15 protein-coding genes and 4 pseudogenes are annotated in these 16,817 nt (G+C 69.4%); 6 read left to right on the top strand and 13 right to left on the bottom strand.

Annotated features, from left to right (window positions below):
- Nucleotides 1–209: 209 nt before the first annotated feature.
- The 6 genes and pseudogenes from AB0I77_RS36080 to AB0I77_RS36055 form a co-directional block, all read right to left on the bottom strand.
- Nucleotides 210–1,469: a GNAT family N-acetyltransferase gene (locus AB0I77_RS36080; protein WP_363287001.1), complete on the bottom strand. Its 1,260-nt coding sequence runs from the start codon at nt 1,467–1,469 to the stop codon at nt 210–212.
- 174 nt (nt 1,470–1,643) lie between these two features.
- Nucleotides 1,644–1,832, bottom strand: a pseudogene (locus tag AB0I77_RS36075) (SAM-dependent methyltransferase); the annotation flags it as partial.
- A gap of 13 nt (nt 1,833–1,845) precedes the next feature.
- Nucleotides 1,846–3,357 carry an IS607 family element RNA-guided endonuclease TnpB gene (tnpB, locus tag AB0I77_RS36070; protein ID WP_363287000.1) on the bottom strand — a complete coding sequence of 504 codons (1,512 nt, stop codon included), beginning with the start codon at nt 3,355–3,357 and terminating at the stop codon, nt 1,846–1,848.
- Entirely contained in the window at nt 3,354–3,932 is a 579-nt protein-coding gene (locus AB0I77_RS36065; RefSeq protein ID WP_363286999.1) for an IS607 family transposase, read from the bottom strand. Before AB0I77_RS36065 ends, tnpB begins: the two co-directional genes overlap by 4 nt.
- Nucleotides 3,933–3,993: 61 nt before the next feature.
- Nucleotides 3,994–4,464 (bottom strand): annotated as a pseudogene (locus tag AB0I77_RS36060) (class I SAM-dependent methyltransferase); the annotation flags it as partial.
- 71 nt (nt 4,465–4,535) lie between these two features.
- Nucleotides 4,536–4,766, bottom strand: a pseudogene (locus AB0I77_RS36055) (hypothetical protein); the annotation flags it as partial.
- 5 nt (nt 4,767–4,771) lie between these two features.
- Between AB0I77_RS36055 and AB0I77_RS36050 the strand changes: the two are divergent.
- Together AB0I77_RS36050 and AB0I77_RS36045 are read left to right on the top strand one after the other, a co-directional pair.
- Nucleotides 4,772–5,410: pseudogene (locus AB0I77_RS36050) on the top strand (DUF5753 domain-containing protein); the annotation flags it as partial.
- A gap of 151 nt (nt 5,411–5,561) precedes the next feature.
- The gene (locus tag AB0I77_RS36045; RefSeq protein WP_363286998.1) at nt 5,562–6,050 is read left to right on the top strand and encodes a hypothetical protein; all 489 of its coding nucleotides are present in this window, start codon (nt 5,562–5,564) and stop codon (nt 6,048–6,050) included.
- 118 nt (nt 6,051–6,168) lie between these two features.
- On the opposite strand, the gene AB0I77_RS36040 is transcribed toward AB0I77_RS36045, so the two are convergent.
- The 3 genes from AB0I77_RS36040 to AB0I77_RS36030 form a co-directional block, all read right to left on the bottom strand.
- Nucleotides 6,169–7,677 (bottom strand): cellulase family glycosylhydrolase, encoded by a 1,509-nt coding sequence (locus AB0I77_RS36040; protein ID WP_363286997.1) that lies wholly within the window; start codon nt 7,675–7,677, stop codon nt 6,169–6,171.
- Nucleotides 7,678–7,807: 130 nt separating this feature from the next.
- Nucleotides 7,808–8,674 (bottom strand): ABC transporter permease, encoded by an 867-nt coding sequence (locus AB0I77_RS36035; RefSeq protein WP_363286996.1) that lies wholly within the window; start codon nt 8,672–8,674, stop codon nt 7,808–7,810.
- Nucleotides 8,671–9,660, bottom strand: a complete 990-nt coding sequence (locus AB0I77_RS36030) for an ATP-binding cassette domain-containing protein (protein WP_363286995.1) — start codon at nt 9,658–9,660, stop codon at nt 8,671–8,673. The genes AB0I77_RS36035 and AB0I77_RS36030 overlap by 4 nt, the downstream gene beginning before the upstream one ends.
- A gap of 92 nt (nt 9,661–9,752) precedes the next feature.
- Between AB0I77_RS36030 and AB0I77_RS36025 the strand changes: the two genes are divergently transcribed.
- Nucleotides 9,753–10,568 carry a TetR/AcrR family transcriptional regulator gene (locus AB0I77_RS36025; RefSeq protein ID WP_363286994.1) on the top strand — a complete coding sequence of 272 codons (816 nt, stop codon included), beginning with the start codon at nt 9,753–9,755 and terminating at the stop codon, nt 10,566–10,568.
- Here AB0I77_RS36025 and AB0I77_RS36020 read toward each other — a convergent pair.
- Together AB0I77_RS36020 and AB0I77_RS36015 are read right to left on the bottom strand one after the other, a co-directional pair.
- The gene (locus tag AB0I77_RS36020; RefSeq protein WP_363286993.1) at nt 10,551–11,531 is read right to left on the bottom strand and encodes a WD40 repeat domain-containing protein; all 981 of its coding nucleotides are present in this window, start codon (nt 11,529–11,531) and stop codon (nt 10,551–10,553) included. The genes AB0I77_RS36025 and AB0I77_RS36020 overlap by 18 nt on opposite strands.
- A gap of 77 nt (nt 11,532–11,608) precedes the next feature.
- Complete coding sequence (locus AB0I77_RS36015; protein ID WP_363286992.1) at nt 11,609–12,358, bottom strand: aminoglycoside adenylyltransferase family protein; 750 nt, start codon at nt 12,356–12,358, stop codon at nt 11,609–11,611.
- An 88-nt stretch (nt 12,359–12,446) separates the two neighbouring features.
- On the opposite strand from AB0I77_RS36015, the gene AB0I77_RS36010 reads away from it, so the two are divergent.
- The gene (locus AB0I77_RS36010; RefSeq protein WP_363286991.1) at nt 12,447–13,031 is read left to right on the top strand and encodes a Uma2 family endonuclease; all 585 of its coding nucleotides are present in this window, start codon (nt 12,447–12,449) and stop codon (nt 13,029–13,031) included.
- 48 nt (nt 13,032–13,079) lie between these two features.
- A complete protein-coding gene (locus AB0I77_RS36005) occupies nt 13,080–14,072 on the top strand; it encodes an aldo/keto reductase (RefSeq protein WP_363286990.1) in 993 nt (330 codons plus the stop codon).
- Nucleotides 14,073–14,245: 173 nt separating this feature from the next.
- Here AB0I77_RS36005 and thpR read toward each other — a convergent pair whose 3' ends face one another.
- Nucleotides 14,246–14,818, bottom strand: a complete 573-nt coding sequence (thpR, locus tag AB0I77_RS36000; RefSeq protein WP_363286989.1) for an RNA 2',3'-cyclic phosphodiesterase — start codon at nt 14,816–14,818, stop codon at nt 14,246–14,248.
- 26 nt (nt 14,819–14,844) lie between these two features.
- Here thpR and AB0I77_RS35995 point away from each other — a divergent pair, with 26 nt between their 5' ends.
- Nucleotides 14,845–15,369 (top strand): GNAT family N-acetyltransferase, encoded by a 525-nt coding sequence (locus AB0I77_RS35995; protein WP_363286988.1) that lies wholly within the window; start codon nt 14,845–14,847, stop codon nt 15,367–15,369.
- Nucleotides 15,370–15,402: 33 nt separating this feature from the next.
- Here the strand turns inward: AB0I77_RS35995 and AB0I77_RS35990 are convergent, their stop codons facing one another.
- A complete protein-coding gene (locus tag AB0I77_RS35990; protein WP_363286987.1) occupies nt 15,403–16,797 on the bottom strand; it encodes an MFS transporter in 1,395 nt (464 codons plus the stop codon).
- Between the last annotated feature and the right edge of the window lie 20 nt (nt 16,798–16,817).

Genomic DNA, 16,817 nt, shown 5'->3' with positions numbered 1-16,817 from the left:
CGGCGGCGGCGGCGGCGGCGGCGGCGGCGGCGGCGGCGGCGGCGGCGGCGGCGGCGAAACGCTCGTTGAACTTCAGGGTCTCGGCGAGGCAGTCCTCGTCTGTGATCGTCACGCTGCCGACAGTCGCAGCCGTCCGCGACAACGTACTGTCACCCTTTCCTGGTGAGCTGTGTCACAGGTGAAGGCGAATTCTTCGGCAAAGCGCCCGGTCAGAACCAGTGCAGGCAGTGCGGAGGGCGCTCGGCGCGGAAGAGGGCGTCAGCGAGGGTGGCCGCGCCCGGGTGGTGGGCCCGGATGTGTCCGGCACGCACGAGCGTGCTCGGGGCGGTGCCGCCGAGGTAGACCGAGCCCAGGTCGCTCACGTCCAGGGACAGGTCGGGCTCCCGGTCCGTCGGGACGCAGTCGGCCTTGCCGTCCCGGACGGTCAGCAGGTAGCGGCCGTGCTCGCCGAGGAACGGATCGTCGACGTCGAGGACGAGCTCGCCGTCCATGAACCAGCCGCGCGCGGTCAGCGCACTCGGGATGTCCAGCAGCCGCACCCAGAGCCAGTCCATGTCGTCGCCCACCTGGCCGGCGCGGAAGTCCGCGAACTGCCAGCGCAGCGGGTGCTCGGGCGGGAAGTGCTTGAACACGACCTCACTGACCAGGTCGTGTCCGAGCACGAACCGGGCCAGGGCCGTGAAGACGGCGTCGTCGGTGGCGATGGTCTCATCGACCGTCAAGGTGTTGGACTCGCCCAACGAATAGCTGGCGTACCCGTCCGGGACGCCGTCGGTGTCACGGTGGACGGCGACGTAGCGCGGCGCCGGCGAGATCGGAGGCTGCCCCGCGCGCAAGGCCCACCAGCGGTGCGGCCGGGACAGCGCGCCGGGCTGTGCGCGGCGGTAGCGGTCGTAGACCTCTTCCAGGATCTCGCCGCACTCGGCACGCCGCAGCACCTCGACCGAGCCGGTGTCAGAGCCAGTATCCGAGCCAGTATCCGAGACGGTCGCCGGGGCGGCGCCCGCTGCTCGCGCCCGGGGGAGGGCGAGGGCGGCCCGGTGGCGCGGCACGGTCAGCCGCCGCGTGTAGGTCGCCGGTCCGTAGCCGAACCTGCGGTAGATCACGGCCTCGGAGGCCAGCAGCACGGAGAGGAACTCCCCGCGGGCCCGCAGCTCGGCGAGCTGATGCCGCATCATCGCGCTGAGCACGCCCTGGCGCCGGTGCGAGGGCAGGACACCGACGGCGGTCACCCCGCTGGCCGGGACGAGGATCTCACCGGGCAGGGTGAGCTCGAAGGAGTGCGCGGCGGCGGTGCCGACGGACCGCCCGTCCGCCGTCCTGGCGAGCAGGCAGCGGTCCGTTTCGAGCGCCGACCACCAAAGCCCACCGCCGCCCTCGGTCGGGGTTTCCGGGAAGCGCCCGAACGCGGCATGGACTGTGTCGACGAAGACGTCGAAGTCCTGCTCGGTCGTGGGACGGATCTCCATCACTGCCGCTGCCTCCCCGGGCTACCGGCACCACGACTCGGGGTGCCCCGCCACAGTGCAGCGTTGCCGCGTGGCGAGGTCAAGCGGATTACGGCCGGGCCCGGGGCCGGTCACCGCACAGGCCGGTCTCGCGGACTGAGCCCATGGACGCCGTCCTCGACGCGCTGCGCTCAGTCAGCCGGCACCCGCAACGTCCGCGCGGACGATCAGCGTGCCGATGTGACCGGGCATCGGAGCATCGAGCACGCGCGCTTCGGCCGAGGCGAAGCCGGCCCGGATCAGCAGGCGTTCCCAGACGGCGGGGCGGTAGCTGTAGCGGTAGGTGTACATGGCCTTGCCCGCGAAGCCGCCCTTGTACATGCCGTTGCTTTGATCATCAAGTGATCTCAGCAATCCCGGCCTTTCTGCCGGAATGGTCCGTAACGGTGTCACCAGAGCGCGAGTTGCGCCTGGTGGCCTGTTGACGGTCTCCCGTTTCCTTCCCGGCCCAGCGGCTGGGGATTGTGCCACCTGCCCGCCCCGCCTGGGCCTTGCGGCGCGGGCGGGTGGTGCGGGTCTTGCGGTCGGCTCCACGGGGCTTCGACTCCGCCTTTACGACGGGGTCCAGGTCTCCGGCCACTCCGGTACCTGTCGTGCGGGCCGCGAGGGCCACCAGGTTATGTCCCGCGTTCGCGTCCCGGTCAAGGACGAGGCCGCAGTTGTCGCACTCAAAGACACGCACGCTGAGGGGCAGTTTGGCTTTCACCACACCGCAGCGCGAGCAGGTCTTCGAGGAGGGGAACCAGCGGTCGGCGACGACGAGGCGTGTGCCGTGCCGACGTGTTTTGTAGGTGAGCTGGCGTCGGATCTCGCCGAACGCGGCATCCGCGATCCGGCGGGACAGGCGCTGGTTGCGGCCCATTCCGGCGACGTTGAGGTCTTCGACGACGACCGTGCCGTACTCGGAGGCGAGGCGCGTCGTGATCTTGTGGAGGGTGTCCTCGCGGAGGTTCGCGACCCGGTGATGGATCTTGTTCCGCGCCTGGTTGGCCTTCTCCCAGCGGCGGGAGGGCTGCTGACCGGTGCACCGGTCGGGGCCGCGGCGGCGGGAGACGACCCGGCTGGCGCCGCGCAGCTGTTTCTGGGCGCGGTCGAGGTGGCGTGGGCTGGGTTCCTCGCCAAGGACACCGTCGCTGTCCGCGAGGACCGCGAGGGTCTTGATGCCGAGGTCGATACCGACCGCCGCATCCGGGCGGGCCACTTTCACCAGCTGGTGCTTCTGCTCGACCTGGAGGGACACGAACCAGCGGCCCCGGTTAAGGCATGCGGTCGCGGACAGGATCCGCATGTTCCCCGCGTCGATGAGGGCTCGCAGGTCAGCTCGGTTCTCGTGGAGGCGGACGGTGCCGATCCTGGGCAGGGTGATGTGCCTGCCGTCAGGTTCGATGCGGATCGTGCCGGTGGTGAACCGGCAGGTCAGGCGCGCTTTCCGTTTCGGCCTGAAGCGGGGAATGCCCATCCTTGGGCCCTTGCGCTTGCCGCTCTTGGACTTCGCGTAGTTGTCGAACGCCGCCGACGCGCCTGCCAGTCCGGTGTTGTACGCCTCCTTGGAGTTCTCCTCCCACCAGCCGGCGAAACGCGCGTTGGTGCGCTTGTCCTCGTTGAACGCCTTCCGCAGCGAGGGCAACGACCACGACCGCCACTCGGTGAGCTGTTCCTCGGGGATGCCGTACGACTGCTCGGCCTTCCGCTGCCACCACACGGCGGTGATGTACGCGATCGCCCAGTTGTACGCGGCCCGCGCGGCACCCGCGTGCGAGTGCAGGCGGCGGCTGGTCGTGGCGTTCGGGTCCAGCGCGACCTTGTGCGCGAGGACGGTGAAGCCCGGCCGCGGCTTGAACTTCTTCATCCGGCCGCCTCCGGGCCAGTGGCGACGGCAACGGCCCGGGCGGCGCGATTCTGCGCGGATCGACGGCCGTACAGACGGGCGCACATCGAGGTCAGGACCTCGGTGATGTCCCGTACGAGGTCATCGGCGGTCTCTGCCGGGCCGAGGACAACCAGACGCCGTCCCGTGGCAGAGAGAGCGGCTTCCAGGTGCTCGACGCCGAACCGGGCGAGGCGGTCTCGGTGCTCGACCACGATCGTCCCCACCCCCGGATCGGCGAGCAGCCGGTGCAGCTTGCGGCGGCGCCCGTTCAAGCCGGAGCCGACCTCCGTCACCACGTCAGCAACCGCAAGCCCCCGGTCCGTTGCACCCCGCACGGTACGGGCAACCTGCCGTTCCAGGTCCGCTTTCTGGACACCGGACGAGACACGGCAGTACGCCACGACCCGCCCGGCGGCCTGCGGGGCGGACTGGGTCACCAGCCACGTACCGGACGGCGTCTGGACGACCGGGACCGGCACACGGCCCTCTTTCGCCCAAGTCCATGCGGTCTGGTAGTGCACGCCGTTGCGTGCTGCCCACTCGGAAAGCTTCACAACGTCAGGTTATTCACTGAGAATATTGGATATCCACTGAAAGAAATGGGAACTGTTGTTCACCCTGCGGGCCGTACGCGCCGGGGATGGCGGGCGGCTGGGAGAACACGAACACACCGCCCGGGTTGAGCCGCGCCCGCACGAGCGGGAAGAGGCGGCCCGGGTCGGAGAACCAGGCGGCACCGAAGACCGAGCAGACGGCGTCGTACGTCTCGCCGGAGGCTGCCAGCCACTCCAGAACCTCCGCGCAAGCGAAGACCGCGCCGGTGTCGGCCCACCGCTCGCTGGTCTTCTTCACCATGACCGGGGAGAGGTCGACCCCGTGCGCGGTGATGCCGCGCTGGGCGAGGGCACGGCCGGTGCCGCAGCCGATCTCCAGCACGGAGGCCGGGTTACCGAGCAGTTCTGGGCCGGGGCCGTGCCCGGCGTACTGCGTCCAGCAGAACATCGGCTCGGCGTCGTCCTTGAAGGCGGAGGCGGCGAAGGTGTCCCACAGTTCGGTCTCGGCGGCGATGTCATGTTGTGCGGGCAAGGCGGTTCCTCGTTGCAGGGGGCTGACGTCTGCCCTCCGAAGGATCGAGGGCAGGCGCCAGGGTTGGGCGGTCAGTGGCTGTCGGGGACCTTGTTGTCGCACGGCGAGCAGTCGGTGCCGTCGAGGGCCCACAGCTCCTCGTCGATGTCGAACCCGATGGACTTCAGGAAGTCCGCAGTGCACAGGCACAGGCCGTCGCGGCGACGCTCGATGAACGGGGCGTGGTGTTTGTATCGGCCCTCGTTGTAGGCGTCGCAGAGGGCCCACCACACGGGTGTGTCGAGGATGAGCTGATGAACACCGCACGTACCCCGAACTCGCCGCCCGCCTCACCGGATTCGAGTCTCAGATCAGGTCATGGCGCCGTGCCCTGGCAAACGGTTTCAAGCCCCTCCACGAAAGTCTCAGCAGGGAGATCGAGCGCTCCTCGGAGATATGGGTACGGGAAGAGGCAGTGGTCGCCGGTCTGATGCAGACACCGGAGTACGCACGCCACGTCATCCGGCGCTATTCGGAACTGCTGGGTCCGGCCCGCGACATCGAGGACGCCGTGCGCGCCCGGGTGCAGCGCCAGGAGTGGTTGTCCAAGCCCGGCCGCAAGCTCCACGTGCTGATGTGGGAGGCCGCCCTACATTCGCTGATCTGCCCGCCCTCGGTACTCGCCGCGCAACTCGACCGGCTGACCGGCATGATCGGGATGGACACGTTCGAGTTGGGCATCATCCCCTTCACTTCCCCCGTGAAGATCGTGCCCGCCAACGGCTTCTGGGTCCTCGATGACCGCCTGGTCGTCGCGGAGGACTGGCACGCGGAACTCTGGCTGGACGACGCCGACAATGTCGCCTTGTACGGGAAGGTCTGGAGGACGCTCCGGGAGTCCGCGGCGTACGGCGCCGACGCCCACAACGTGATCAGCGCCGCGCAGCGTGCACTGAAATCGCGCTGAGCGCCGGCCGACGCGTCTACTCCTCGCCCTGGCCACCCTCAATGGTCGAACAGGATGGTCTCAATCACCTTGGGAGCACCCCGGATGACGTGCCCACCGCAGGCTGGAAAACCAGGTGCGGGCGCCGGGCACGCCGCCTACCGTCCCGGGCATGCGCGTCGTTTTCACCAAGGGCCCGGGGACGAGTTACGACATCGCCGTGCACCGCGAGACCGGTGCCGCGCTCGCCCCGCGCAACGGGCCCGGCGGGCATCCTTATCTCCCGCACGACCTGGTGCACTTCCTCGTCGAGGTGGAAGCGGGCATCAACCTCGGGGTCTACGGGCGGCTGGCCGCCGGTGACAACGGACTGTTCTGGCCCGCCGATCCCACGGAGCGTGCCAAGGCCGCCCGGCGCCGCAAGTCGAAACGAGTGCCGTCGTCCCCCGAGGCGGGGGCCGACATGGCCAGGTCGGAGGAGCTGGCGGGCATCGCCGTACCCGTGTGGGAGGTGCGGCACGGCCATGCGCAGGAGCTGCCGGCGTATGTGACGGCGAGGGAGATCCCCCCGGTGGTCGACCGGATCGTTTCCCGGTTCGACGACTACGCCGACCGCTGGCACACGCTGCCGGTCGGAGGTTCACTGACCTTGACGTGGTGACGCCGGCTCAGTCCGCCAGGGCCTGTCCGGCGCCACTAGGTGCGGCGCGCGCCTGAGCCGAACCCGCATACATGGGGCGCCCGGCGAGAGCACCGAGCGCCCCGTCCTCACGCGGCCGTCAGGTCGCCGTACAGCTCACACTCGGCACACCCCCGCCCCCAGGCGCACCCCCGAACCCGAAGCTCGCCGAACCGCCCGCCGCGACCGACCCGTTGTGGCTGGCGTTCGACGCGGTGACCGTCGACCCGGACTGCGTGTACGACGCGTTCCACATGCTGGTGACCTTCTGTGATCCGGGCCAGGTCCAGCTCACCTTCCAGGACTTGAGTGCCGTCGTGCCCGAATTGGTCACCTTCACCTCGGCGTTGAAGCCGCCGCCCCAGTCGCTGCTGACGGTGTACGCGGCGGTGCAGGCGGCCGTGCTGCCCCCTGGACCGCCAGGTCCGGGACCGCCCCCGCCGGCCGGAAACCCGGGTGCCTTGATGCTCGCCAGGTACCCGTCCTTCACCGTGTCCACAGTCGACCAGTCGTCCTTCAGAATGCCGCCCGTGTCACCGGAGTTCGGGTTCCAGGACCAGAAGGTCCAGTGGAAGGAATCGGCACCGTACGTCGACGTCGGCCGCAGGTACGCCACCAGTGCGGCCAGCCACTTCTGGTCCACCGTCGACTGGAGCGTCGTACCGAACTCGCCGACCCACACCGGCGCGATGTTCTGCTTGAAGATGTAGCCCCAGTACTTGTCCCAGATCCCGGGCATGTTGTCGGGGAACGAGGGATCGCTGAACCAGCTCTGCTGGGCCACGCTCGTGGCGTAGTCGTGGGCGGAGTACACGACCCGGTTGGGGACATCCAAGCGCACGGGGTGGTCGGCGACGCCCATCAGGTTGCCGCCCCACCAGCCCGAGACGCCGTTGTACGTCTGCACGCCCTCCACGAAGATCAGCAGGTCTGGGTTGACAGAGAGCACCGCGTTCCCGGCCCGCTGGGCCGCCAGGCGCCAGTCTCTCGCCGTGTCGCCGCAGCCCCAGCAGGCGGGGTCGTGGGGCTCGTTGTGCAGGTCTATGCCGATCACCGTGGGGTTGCCGGCGTAACGCGTCGCCAGCGCCTTCAGGTTCGCGATCCATGTCGACTCCGGCACCGCCGCCGTGTACCAGAGCGCCGACTGGCCGGCCGCGTCCGGGCGGTGCCGGTCGAGGATGACCTTGAGGCCGTCCTGACCGGCGTACGCCACGATCTTGTCGAGGACCTGCAAGGACGTCAGCCCTTGCAGGTCGGCGTTCTTGCCGTCGGCGAAGTTGATGCTGTCCGGCATGGTGCCGGGTTTGAGGATGTCGTCGCTGAAGGGCATGCGGAGGGTGTTGTAGCCCAGCGACTTCATCTGGTCGATCATGCTCTTGTAGTCGCGGGACCACAGGCCGTGGACGACGTGGTTGCCCGTCTCGAAGCCGAACCAGTTGATCCCGGCGACACGGACCGGCTGCCCGGCCGCGTCCAGGATCTGACGGCCGCTGGTGTGCCAGTAGCCGGCGCCCGGCTCCGCCGCCTGGGCCGTCTGCGCACCGGCCCCCAGCGGTAACAGGAGCGCGGCGGCCATCGCGCACAGCGCTCTTCGCAAGCTGCGGAACATCTCGCTGCTTCCTCTCGGGGAGGCGCGGGCCCGGAACCGATGGGAGCGCTCCCACCGCACCACGCACCCCCCATGGAAGCCATCACCCATGAACACGTCAAGGCAACGGACACACCTCAGGTTCCGAACGTCACCGGCTCAGTTTCTGGAACCTCCGTACCGCCAGCGGTACGAAGATCACCGTCAACACCACGGGCCACACCCCGGCCATCAACAGCGCATGCCGCTCCACCCACGAGTCGCCGCTGCCCACCGGGCTGCCGAACAGCTCGCGGGTCGCCGCAGCCGTCGACGAGATCGGGTTCCAGGCCGCGACGGCACCCAGCCAGTCCGGCATCAGCTGCGGCGCGACGAAGATGCTGGAGATCATGGTCAGCGGGAAGGCGACCGCGAACAGGCCGCCCGCCGCCTCCGGGTTGGGCACGAACAGGCCGAGCCACACCCCGAGCCAGATCAGCGCGAACCGCAGCCACAGCAGCAGCCCGAAGGCGGCCAGGAAGCCGAAGCCGCCGTCGGGCCGCCAGCCCATGGCGAACGCGGTGAGCATCAGGATCGTCAACTCGGCGCAGGCCACGATGAGATCGGTGAGTCCGCGCCCGGCGACGACGGCGGACGGCGCCATCGGCATGGAGCGGAACCGGTCGATGACGCCCTTCGTGGAGTCGTACACGACGAGCGTCGCGGTGTTGATGAACCCGAAGGCCATCGTCATCACGAACATGCCGGGCATGAGGAAGTCCTTGTAGTCCCCGCCGCCGGGCACCTTCATGGCACTGCCGAAGACGTACCCGTACAGCAACACGGACAGGATCGGGAACCCGAGCTGCCAGGCGATGTTGATGGGCTGTCGCTGGTAGTGGGTGAGCCCGCGCCGGACGACGTTCCAGCAGTCGGCGAGCAGCCAGTACGCGCGGCCGTGCTCGGTAGGGCCGTGCTCGGTAGGGCCGTGCTCGGTAGGGCCGTGCTCGGTAGGGCCGGTCAGGTCGACGGTGCTCATACGGCGGTCTCCCTCTGGTTCTCCGTCGCCTTCTCCGTCGACTCGGTGCGGTGTCCGGTCAGGCGCAGGAACACGTCGTCGAGGCTCGGTCTGCGCAGGCCTATGTCCTCGACCCGGACACCCTCGTCCTGAAGGGTGCGCGCCACCTCGGTGAGCGCCGCCACCCGGTCGGTCACCGGCGCGTGCACCCTCAACTCGCTCTCGTCCGAGACGGGTTCGGCGTCCGTGACCCGGGCGACGACCTTCACCGCCCGCGCGATGTCGGCCCGCTCGGCGACGACGACCTCGATCCGGTCGCCGCCCACCGTGTTCTTCAGCCCGTCCGGGGTGTCGTCGGCGATGGCCCGCCCCTGGTCGATCACCGTGATGCGCGAGGCGAGCTTGTCGGCTTCCTCCAGATACTGGGTGGTCAGCAACACGGTCGTGCCTCCGGCCACCAAACTCCTTACGGATTCCCAGACTTCGCCCCGCCCGCGCGGGTCGAGCCCGGTCGTCGGCTCGTCCAGGAAGAGGACGGCCGGGGCGAGGATCATCGACGCGGCGAGGTCGAGGCGGCGTCGCATGCCGCCGCTGTACTGGCCTACTCCCTTGTCGGCGGCGTCGGTCAGGTCGAACTGGTCGAGGAGTTCGACCGCCCGCCGCTTGGCCCGCTTGCCGCCCAGGTGGAACAGGCGGCCGAACATCTCCAGGTTCTGCCGGCCGGTGAGCACCTCGTCCACGGCCGCGTACTGCCCGGTGAGTCCGATCCGGGCGCGCACCTCGCGCGACTGCCGCTCCACGTCGAGGCCGGCCACCGTGGCACGGCCGCCGTCCAGTCGTACCAGCGTGGACAGGATGCGTACGGCGGTGGTCTTGCCGGCGCCGTTCGGCCCGAGGAGGCCGTGCACGGCGCCCTCGCGGACGGCCAGGTCGAAGCCGTCGAGCGCGCGTTTCTCGCCGTAGCGCTTCTCCAGGGCCTCCGCTCGCACCGCGTATCCGTTGCTCATGGGTCCCCCTTCCATCTCGCTAACTGGGTACACCGTACCCGATTGCGCGTACGACGTACTCGGTTTTTCTGGAACGGACCTAAACTGCACCCATGACAAGCGGCACGGGCGGTACGAGCGGTACGGAGACCAGCGGGAGCGGCGATATCGGCCGCACCCTCGAACTGCTGTGGGACACCGGTCGGCGCCCCAGCCGCGGCCCCAAACCCGGCCTGACCCTGGAGGGGATCGTGGAGACCGCCGTCCGGATCGCGGACCGGGACGGGCTCGACGCCGTCTCCATGCGCCGGGTCGCCACCGAACTCGGCACCGGCGCCATGTCGCTGTACCGCTACGTCCCCGGCAAGGCAGAACTGCTCGACCTGATGCTGGACCGCGTCCAGCGGCCCTCGGACGACCCGGCCGAACTCGGCGACGGCGGCTGGCGCTCCGCGCTGGAGGCCATGGCCCGCGCGAAAATCGGCCTCTACCAGCGCCACCCCTGGCTGTTCCAGGTCAACCTGTCCCGCCCGGTCCTCGGTCCGAGCGCCGTGGACGGCATGGAGAAGGTGCTCTCCCGCATCCGGCCGATGGGCCTTTCCGACCCCGAGCTGGTCTCGGCGATCATCATGATCGAGGGGTACATCGTCGGCGCCGCGCGCACGCTGGTCCACCAGGAGGAGGCGGAGCGGAAGACCGGTCTCACGGACGCGCAGTTCTGGGAGGCGCAGCGGCCCACGCTGGAGAAGATCATGATCTCCGGGCGCTATCCGGTCATGGCCTCGCTCTCCGAGGACACCTTCGGCCCGGACTTCGACCACTTCGAGTTCGGCTTGCAGCGGATCCTGGACGGGCTGGAGGTGTTCGTCACGCGGCGGGCCGCGACCGGCGAGCAGGCCGCAGCCGAGGGTTCAGGAGCGGCGGGATAGCCGCCGGAGGCCGAACAGGACCACGCATACGGCGGCCACGGCGAGGGCGCCGACCTTGAGGTTGCTGTCGAAGTCGCCGCTTCCCTCGTCGGCCTCGGCGGAACTTCCGCTGCCGGAAGGGGGCTTGGAACCGGTGTTCCCGGGTGCGTCCTCCGGCTCCACGGGACTGTCGGACCCCTCGGCGCCGAACATGAGCGTCGTACCGTCGTCGGTGTAGGTGACGGACTCGCCCTGCCCCAGGAACGGGACACCGACCCGCTCCAGCCGCTTGATCTTCCCGCCGTTCCAGTCGTAGGCGACCGCCCCGAAGTAGCTGCGCACGACAAGTTGTTCACCGTCGGGGGACAGGGCGGCGTCGGTGGCCTCCAGATCGGCGACGGGGGCGATGGGTTTGAAGACGTTGGTCCCGGAGGCGGAGAGCTCGGCCGGCCCCTCGTACAGATGCCCGCCCTTCTCGTTCTTGTCGATGATGTAGGCGCGCCCGCTCTTCCGGTCCACGACGAGCGACTCGGCGTCGCGGGGCCCGTCGGAGTACTTCACGACGTACTGCGTGGCCCGGATCGTCTGGTCCTTGAGCTGCTTGGGTTCGGGCAGCTGGTATATCCACACGTAGGGCCATCTGCCGCCGAAGTTGTCCCCGATGTCGCCGACGTAGATCTGGTTGTCCGGCCCGATGGAGATGGCCTCGACATCGCGCGGGGTGCCGACGCCGGTGAGGGTGAGCTTGGCGACGGTCTTGCCGGTGGCGCCGTCGACTGCGTAGAGGTACGGGCCGTCGTCGCTGTCGTTGTGCGTCCAGTAGATGCCGGGGTGCTGGCGCGAGGCGGCGAGGCCGCTGGACTCGGTGATCCGGGGGTCCGTGATGGTGAACCCCTCGTCTCCGTCCGCGGCGGAAGCGGTGGTCGGCACGGCGAGCACGCCGACGAGGAAGCCCGCGGCAAGGAAAGCAAGGGAGCGACGCATGGCGTCAAGCGTGCCATCCCGGTGATTGTTTCGCGGGGGATGTGGTCGTAGCAGGCTGGGATCTCAGCGAGCGAGCCCTACGCGGACCGGGCTCGGATGACCTCCACCAGATGCTCGGCGCAGGGCCGGACGCGGGAGTGCGGGTCGTCGTCCCCGTGCTCCTCGCGCTCCCCCAGGTAGACGGCCCGAGCGTGTTCCAGCACGGGCCGGTGCCGCGCCGGCAGCCGCTCGATCGCCCAGTCGGCGGCCGCGTCCTTGGACCGGATGGTCCCGGTGGCGAGGGTCGTCCACACGCGGGCGAGGGTGAGCAGGACGTTGCGGGTGTCCGAGTCCAGCTCGCGCATCAGCTGCGGCACGCCTTCGACGATCGCGCGGGCGAGGTCGTCGGGCGGGACGGGGTCGAGCACGTGGCGGGGCGGCGGGCCGTACAGGGCCGCGTCACCGTGCAGCACCATGGTGAGGAGCGGCGCGAGATCGGGGCTGGGCTCGGGGCCGGGAGTGACGCCCCTCTCGAAGTCGGCCCGCAGCCATTCTCCGTACAGGAAGTCGCAGGTGGGCGGGTATCGCCAGGGGCGCACGTCGGCCTGTACGACGACGATGAGCTCGACGGGCCGTGCGTCGCCCCCTGACACCTTGAGCAACTCGCGAACGAGCGCACCGCGTTCGCCGAAGGTCGTGTGGCGATGTACGACGACCAGAACGTCGATGTCGCTGTGGGGGCGCAGGCCGCCCAGGACGGCGGAGCCGTGGAGGTAGATGCCGAGGACGTTGTCGCCGAGGACACGTTGGACCAGCGGCACGAGGTGCTGGGCAGCTGGGTCTTGCATATGTCTTCCTCTCCGTGTCCTGGTCACCGTGCGTATCGTTGAACTACGCGGCTGCACTCGTGCGGGGCAGCCGGGGAGGAGCGCCATGATGACCGTCCTTGAAGACAGGATCGAGATGGCCGAGGAAGACGGCGAGCTGACTCTGGACGAGTTGTTCGAGTCGCTTGAGCGGACCACCCCCGAGGGATACAAGGTCGAGATCGTCGAGGGGGCCATCTTCATGTCGCCGCAGCGCGACACTCACTGGGAGATCATCGCCGATATCTTCGAGCAACTGCGCACCAAGTATCCGCGCAAGCGCGTGAAGTCGGACGTCCGCGTCGACTATCCAGGTCACCTCAACGGCTTCGCCTCCGATGTGACACTCGTGGCCGAGGGGGCCGCGAAGACACCTGGAGGGCTCTGGCGCTTCCAGGACGTCGAGTTCGTCGCCGAGGTCATCTCGAAGGGCACCTCCCAGAACGACTACGGCACCAAGAGGCTCGCCTACGCCGCCGCCGAAGTCCCCGTCTACCTCATCGCCGACCCTTACCAGGGCAAGTGCCACCTCTACACCCAGCCCAAGAAGGGCGAGTACCTCAGTGAGCTGTCCGTCGCCTTCGGGACGGACGTCGACATGACCACCACCCCCCTCGGCCTCACCCTCAAAACCGACGAGTTCCCCCGCGACTGACGATCCCCCCTTGCCTGGAGCGCACTCCAAGCCGTTGGCTTGTGGACCATGGAGTACACGCAACTCGGACGTACAGGTCTCAAGGTCAGCAGGCTGGTGCTCGGCACCATGAACTTCGGTCCGCTGACCGACGAAGCGGACAGCCACGCCATCATGGACGCGGCGCTGGACGCGGGCATCAACTTCTTCGACACGGCGAACGTGTACGGCTGGGGCGACAACAAGGGCCGTACCGAAAGCATCATCGGGAGCTGGTTCGCCAAGGGCGGCGAGCGGCGCGACAAGGTCGTGCTCGCCACCAAGGTGTACGGGAACATGGCCGGCGACGGCCCCGCCTGGCCCAACCACGACAAGCTCTCCGCGCTCAACATCCGGCGGGCGGTGGACGCCTCGCTGAAGCGGCTTCAGACCGACCACATCGACGTCTACCAGTTCCATCACGTCGACCGGGACACTCCCTTCGATGAGATCTGGCAGGCCATCGACGTCCTGGTGCAGCAGGGCAAGATCCTGTACGCCGGTTCCTCGAACTTCCCCGGCTACAAGATCGCCCAGGCCAACGAGATCGCCGCCCGGCGCGGCGGCACCATCGGGCTCGTCAGCGAGCAGTGCCTGTACAACCTCGCCGAGCGGCGCGCCGAGATGGAGGTCATCCCGGCCGCGCAGGAGTACGGGCTCGGGGTCATCCCCTGGTCGCCGCTCCATGGCGGCCTGCTCGGCGGCGTGATCAAGAAGGAGGTGGAGGGCGGGCGACGTGCCTCCGGCCGGGCCGCCGACACGCTCGCCGACCCCGCCGGGCGCGCGCGGATCCAGTCGTACGAGGATCTGCTCGACAAGCACGGCCTCGAACCCGGCGAGGCCGCTCTGGCCTGGCTGCTCACCCGCCCCGGCGTGACTGGACCGATCGTCGGCCCGCGCACCGCCGAGCAGCTCGACTCCGCCGTGCGCGCGGTCGAGCTGGAGCTGAGCGAGGAGCTGCTGACCGGCCTGGACGAGATCTTCCCCGGGCCGGGGCCGTCTCCGGAGGCCTTCGCCTGGTAGCCGCCGGCCGGACAGCCGTCAGCCGTCGCGCGGACAGACCTCGGGTCGGCCGGTGACCGGCGGCGGTCGGGCGTTACCTGCCGACCGCCGCCGCCACCGCCACCACGAAGAACATCAGCACGAGCGCACCGGCCATGATCCGGTTCCGGGTTTTCGGGTCCACGCCTTCGAGCCTAACCGGCGCCGCCAAGCGCCCAGCGGGCGACCGTCTCGTAGCGGGGCTGTTCCCCCGGTACCCCTGACTTCGGCAGGTTGCTGCACACCAGGGCCAGCTCGTCCACCGTCCAGGTGCGGCTCCTGAAGGGCTCCATCGCCTTCAGGAACGGCTGGACGTGGACGTCCTCCCGGCTGCGGGCCACCGTCAGGTGGGCCTTGTAGCGGCGGTGCTCCCCCATCGGCAGGCCCACCTTGCGCGCCGCCGCCTCCGCACGGTCGGCCAGCAGGCGCAGGGTCGTGATGTCACCCTCCGCACCCGCCCACAGCGCGCGGCCCCTGCCGAACTGGCCGCCGCCGCGTACCGCCAGCGGGAAGCGGGGCGTGCGGTGGGCGGCCCGCTCCAGGCGGGCCGACAGTTCCGGTACGAGGTCGTCGTCGACCTCGCCGTAGAACGCGAGGGTGTAGTGCCAGCCGGGGCGGCCGGTCCAGCGCAGGCTGTCCGCGCTGGGGAGTTTCTTCAACTCCGCTACGAGTGCGGCAAGTTCACTGACCACGTCCTCGGGCGGCAGCACGGCGGCGAAGAGTCTCATCCCACCAGCCTGGCACCATGTGGCCCATGGAGACGATCAGGATCAGGGAAGGCGGGCCCGACGACATCCCCGCGATACTCGGCATGCTCGACAGCAGTGTGGAGTGGCTGGTCTCGCAGGGGCGCCCCGGGCAGTGGGGGACGAAGCCCCTGTCAAAGAACCCGAAGACGGTGGAGTCGGTTGCCCGGTACATGGATGAGGGCGACGTGTTCATCGCCGAGGTCGATGGCGTACCGGCCGCCACTCTCACCCTCACAGAGTCGGCCGGCGCCTACCTGTCCCACCTCCCGCAGCCCGGCGAGCCCGAGCGGTACATCCACTGGCTCGCGTCCGACCGCCGCTTCAAGGGGCACGGCGTGGGCAGCGCCCTCCTCGCACACGCGGTCGACGAGACCCGGCGCGCGGGCGTCTCCCTGCTTCGCGTGGACTGCTACGCCGGCGACGACGGCAAGCTTGTGCGCTACTACGAGAGCAACGGCTTCATCCCTACGGAGACCTTCACGGTCGGGGAGAACGACTGGCCGGGACAGGTGCTGGCCCGGAGGGTGTGACCTCCGGGCCCAGTCCGGTCCCCCAGTACGCGGTCAGGCCGCCGCGGCCAGCTCCTCCGGCTCCGGCTCCCGCTCCCCCTCCCGCGGCACGAACCGCACCCGCGGATGCCCGCCGTTCCAGCCCACCGACAGCCGCAGGCCGCCGAGGCGGGCCAGGATCAGGCCGATCGTGATCGCGGCGACGGCCGCGACGGCACCGCCGGCGGCGAGGCCGACCCGGGCGCCGTACGTGTCCGTGATCCAGCCGACGATGGGCGCGCCGACGGGCGAGCCGCCGAGGAATATCATCATGTAGAGCGCCATGACGCGGCCTCGCATGGCCGGGTCGGTGGTCATCTGGATGCTGGTGTTGGTGGTGACGTTGACCGTCATGCCGAACAGGCCGAGCGGGATCATGAGCAGGGCGAACAGCCACAGCGACGGTGTCAGGGCGGCCAGTATCTCCAGCGCGCCGAAGACCACCGCGGCCGCGATCAGCACTCGCAGCTTGGCGGTGCCGCGCCGGGCGGCGAGCAGTGCGCCGGACAGGGAGCCGACGGCCATCAGCGTGTTGAACATGCTGTAGGCGCCCGCACCCGCGTGGAACACGCCGTGCGCGAAGGCCGAGAGGTAGACGGGGAAGTTGAAGGCGAACGTGCCGATGAAGCCGACGAGGACGATCGGCCAGATCAGTTCGGGGCGGCCGGTGACATAGCGCACGCCTTCGCGCAGCTGCCCCTTGCCGCGTGGGGCGCGCTCGACGGCGTACAGGTCGCGGCTGCGCATCAGCAGCAGGCCGGTGAGGGGCGCGACGAAGGACAGGCCGTTGACGAGGAACGCCCAGCCCGTGCCCACGCCGGTGATCATCAGGCCGGCGACGGCGGGGCCGACCAGGCGGGCGGACTGGAAGTTCGCCGAGTTGAGGCTGACGGCGTTCTGTAGCTGACCGGGGGCGACCAGCTCGGAGACGAAGGACTGCCGGGCCGGGTTGTCGACGACGGTCGCGAGGCCCATGGCGAAGGCGGCGACGTAGACGTGCCAGACCTGGACGTGGCCGGAGAGGGTCAGGACGGCCAGGGCGATCGCGGTGACGGCCATCGAGGACTGTGTGACGAGCAGGGTGGGGCGCTTGCGCAGGCGGTCGACCAGGACACCGCCGTAGAGGCCGAAGAGGAGCATCGGCAGGAACTGGAGGGCCGTCGTGAAGCCGACGGCGGTCGAGGAGCCGGTGAGGCTGAGGACCAGCCAGTCCTGGGCGATGCGCTGCATCCAGGTGCCGATGTTGGAGACGACCTGGCCCATGAAGAACAGGCGGTAGTTCCTGACCTTCAGCGAGCTGAACATCGACGACTTGCAGGCGCCTTCGGCAGGCGCGTCGGGTGGGGTTTCGGAAGGGTTCTCGGGGGTGGCAGGTGCGGGGGCGGAATCTGCTCCGGGTCCCGAACTCAAAAGGGCTCGCCTCCTCGTGA

Source organism: Streptomyces sp. NPDC050619, from assembly GCF_040654815.1.
Classification (GTDB): Bacteria; Actinomycetota; Actinomycetes; order Streptomycetales; family Streptomycetaceae; genus Streptomyces.
The sequence above is the reverse complement of the archived record's forward strand: the minus strand, read 5'-3'. Positions and strand labels throughout refer to the sequence as shown.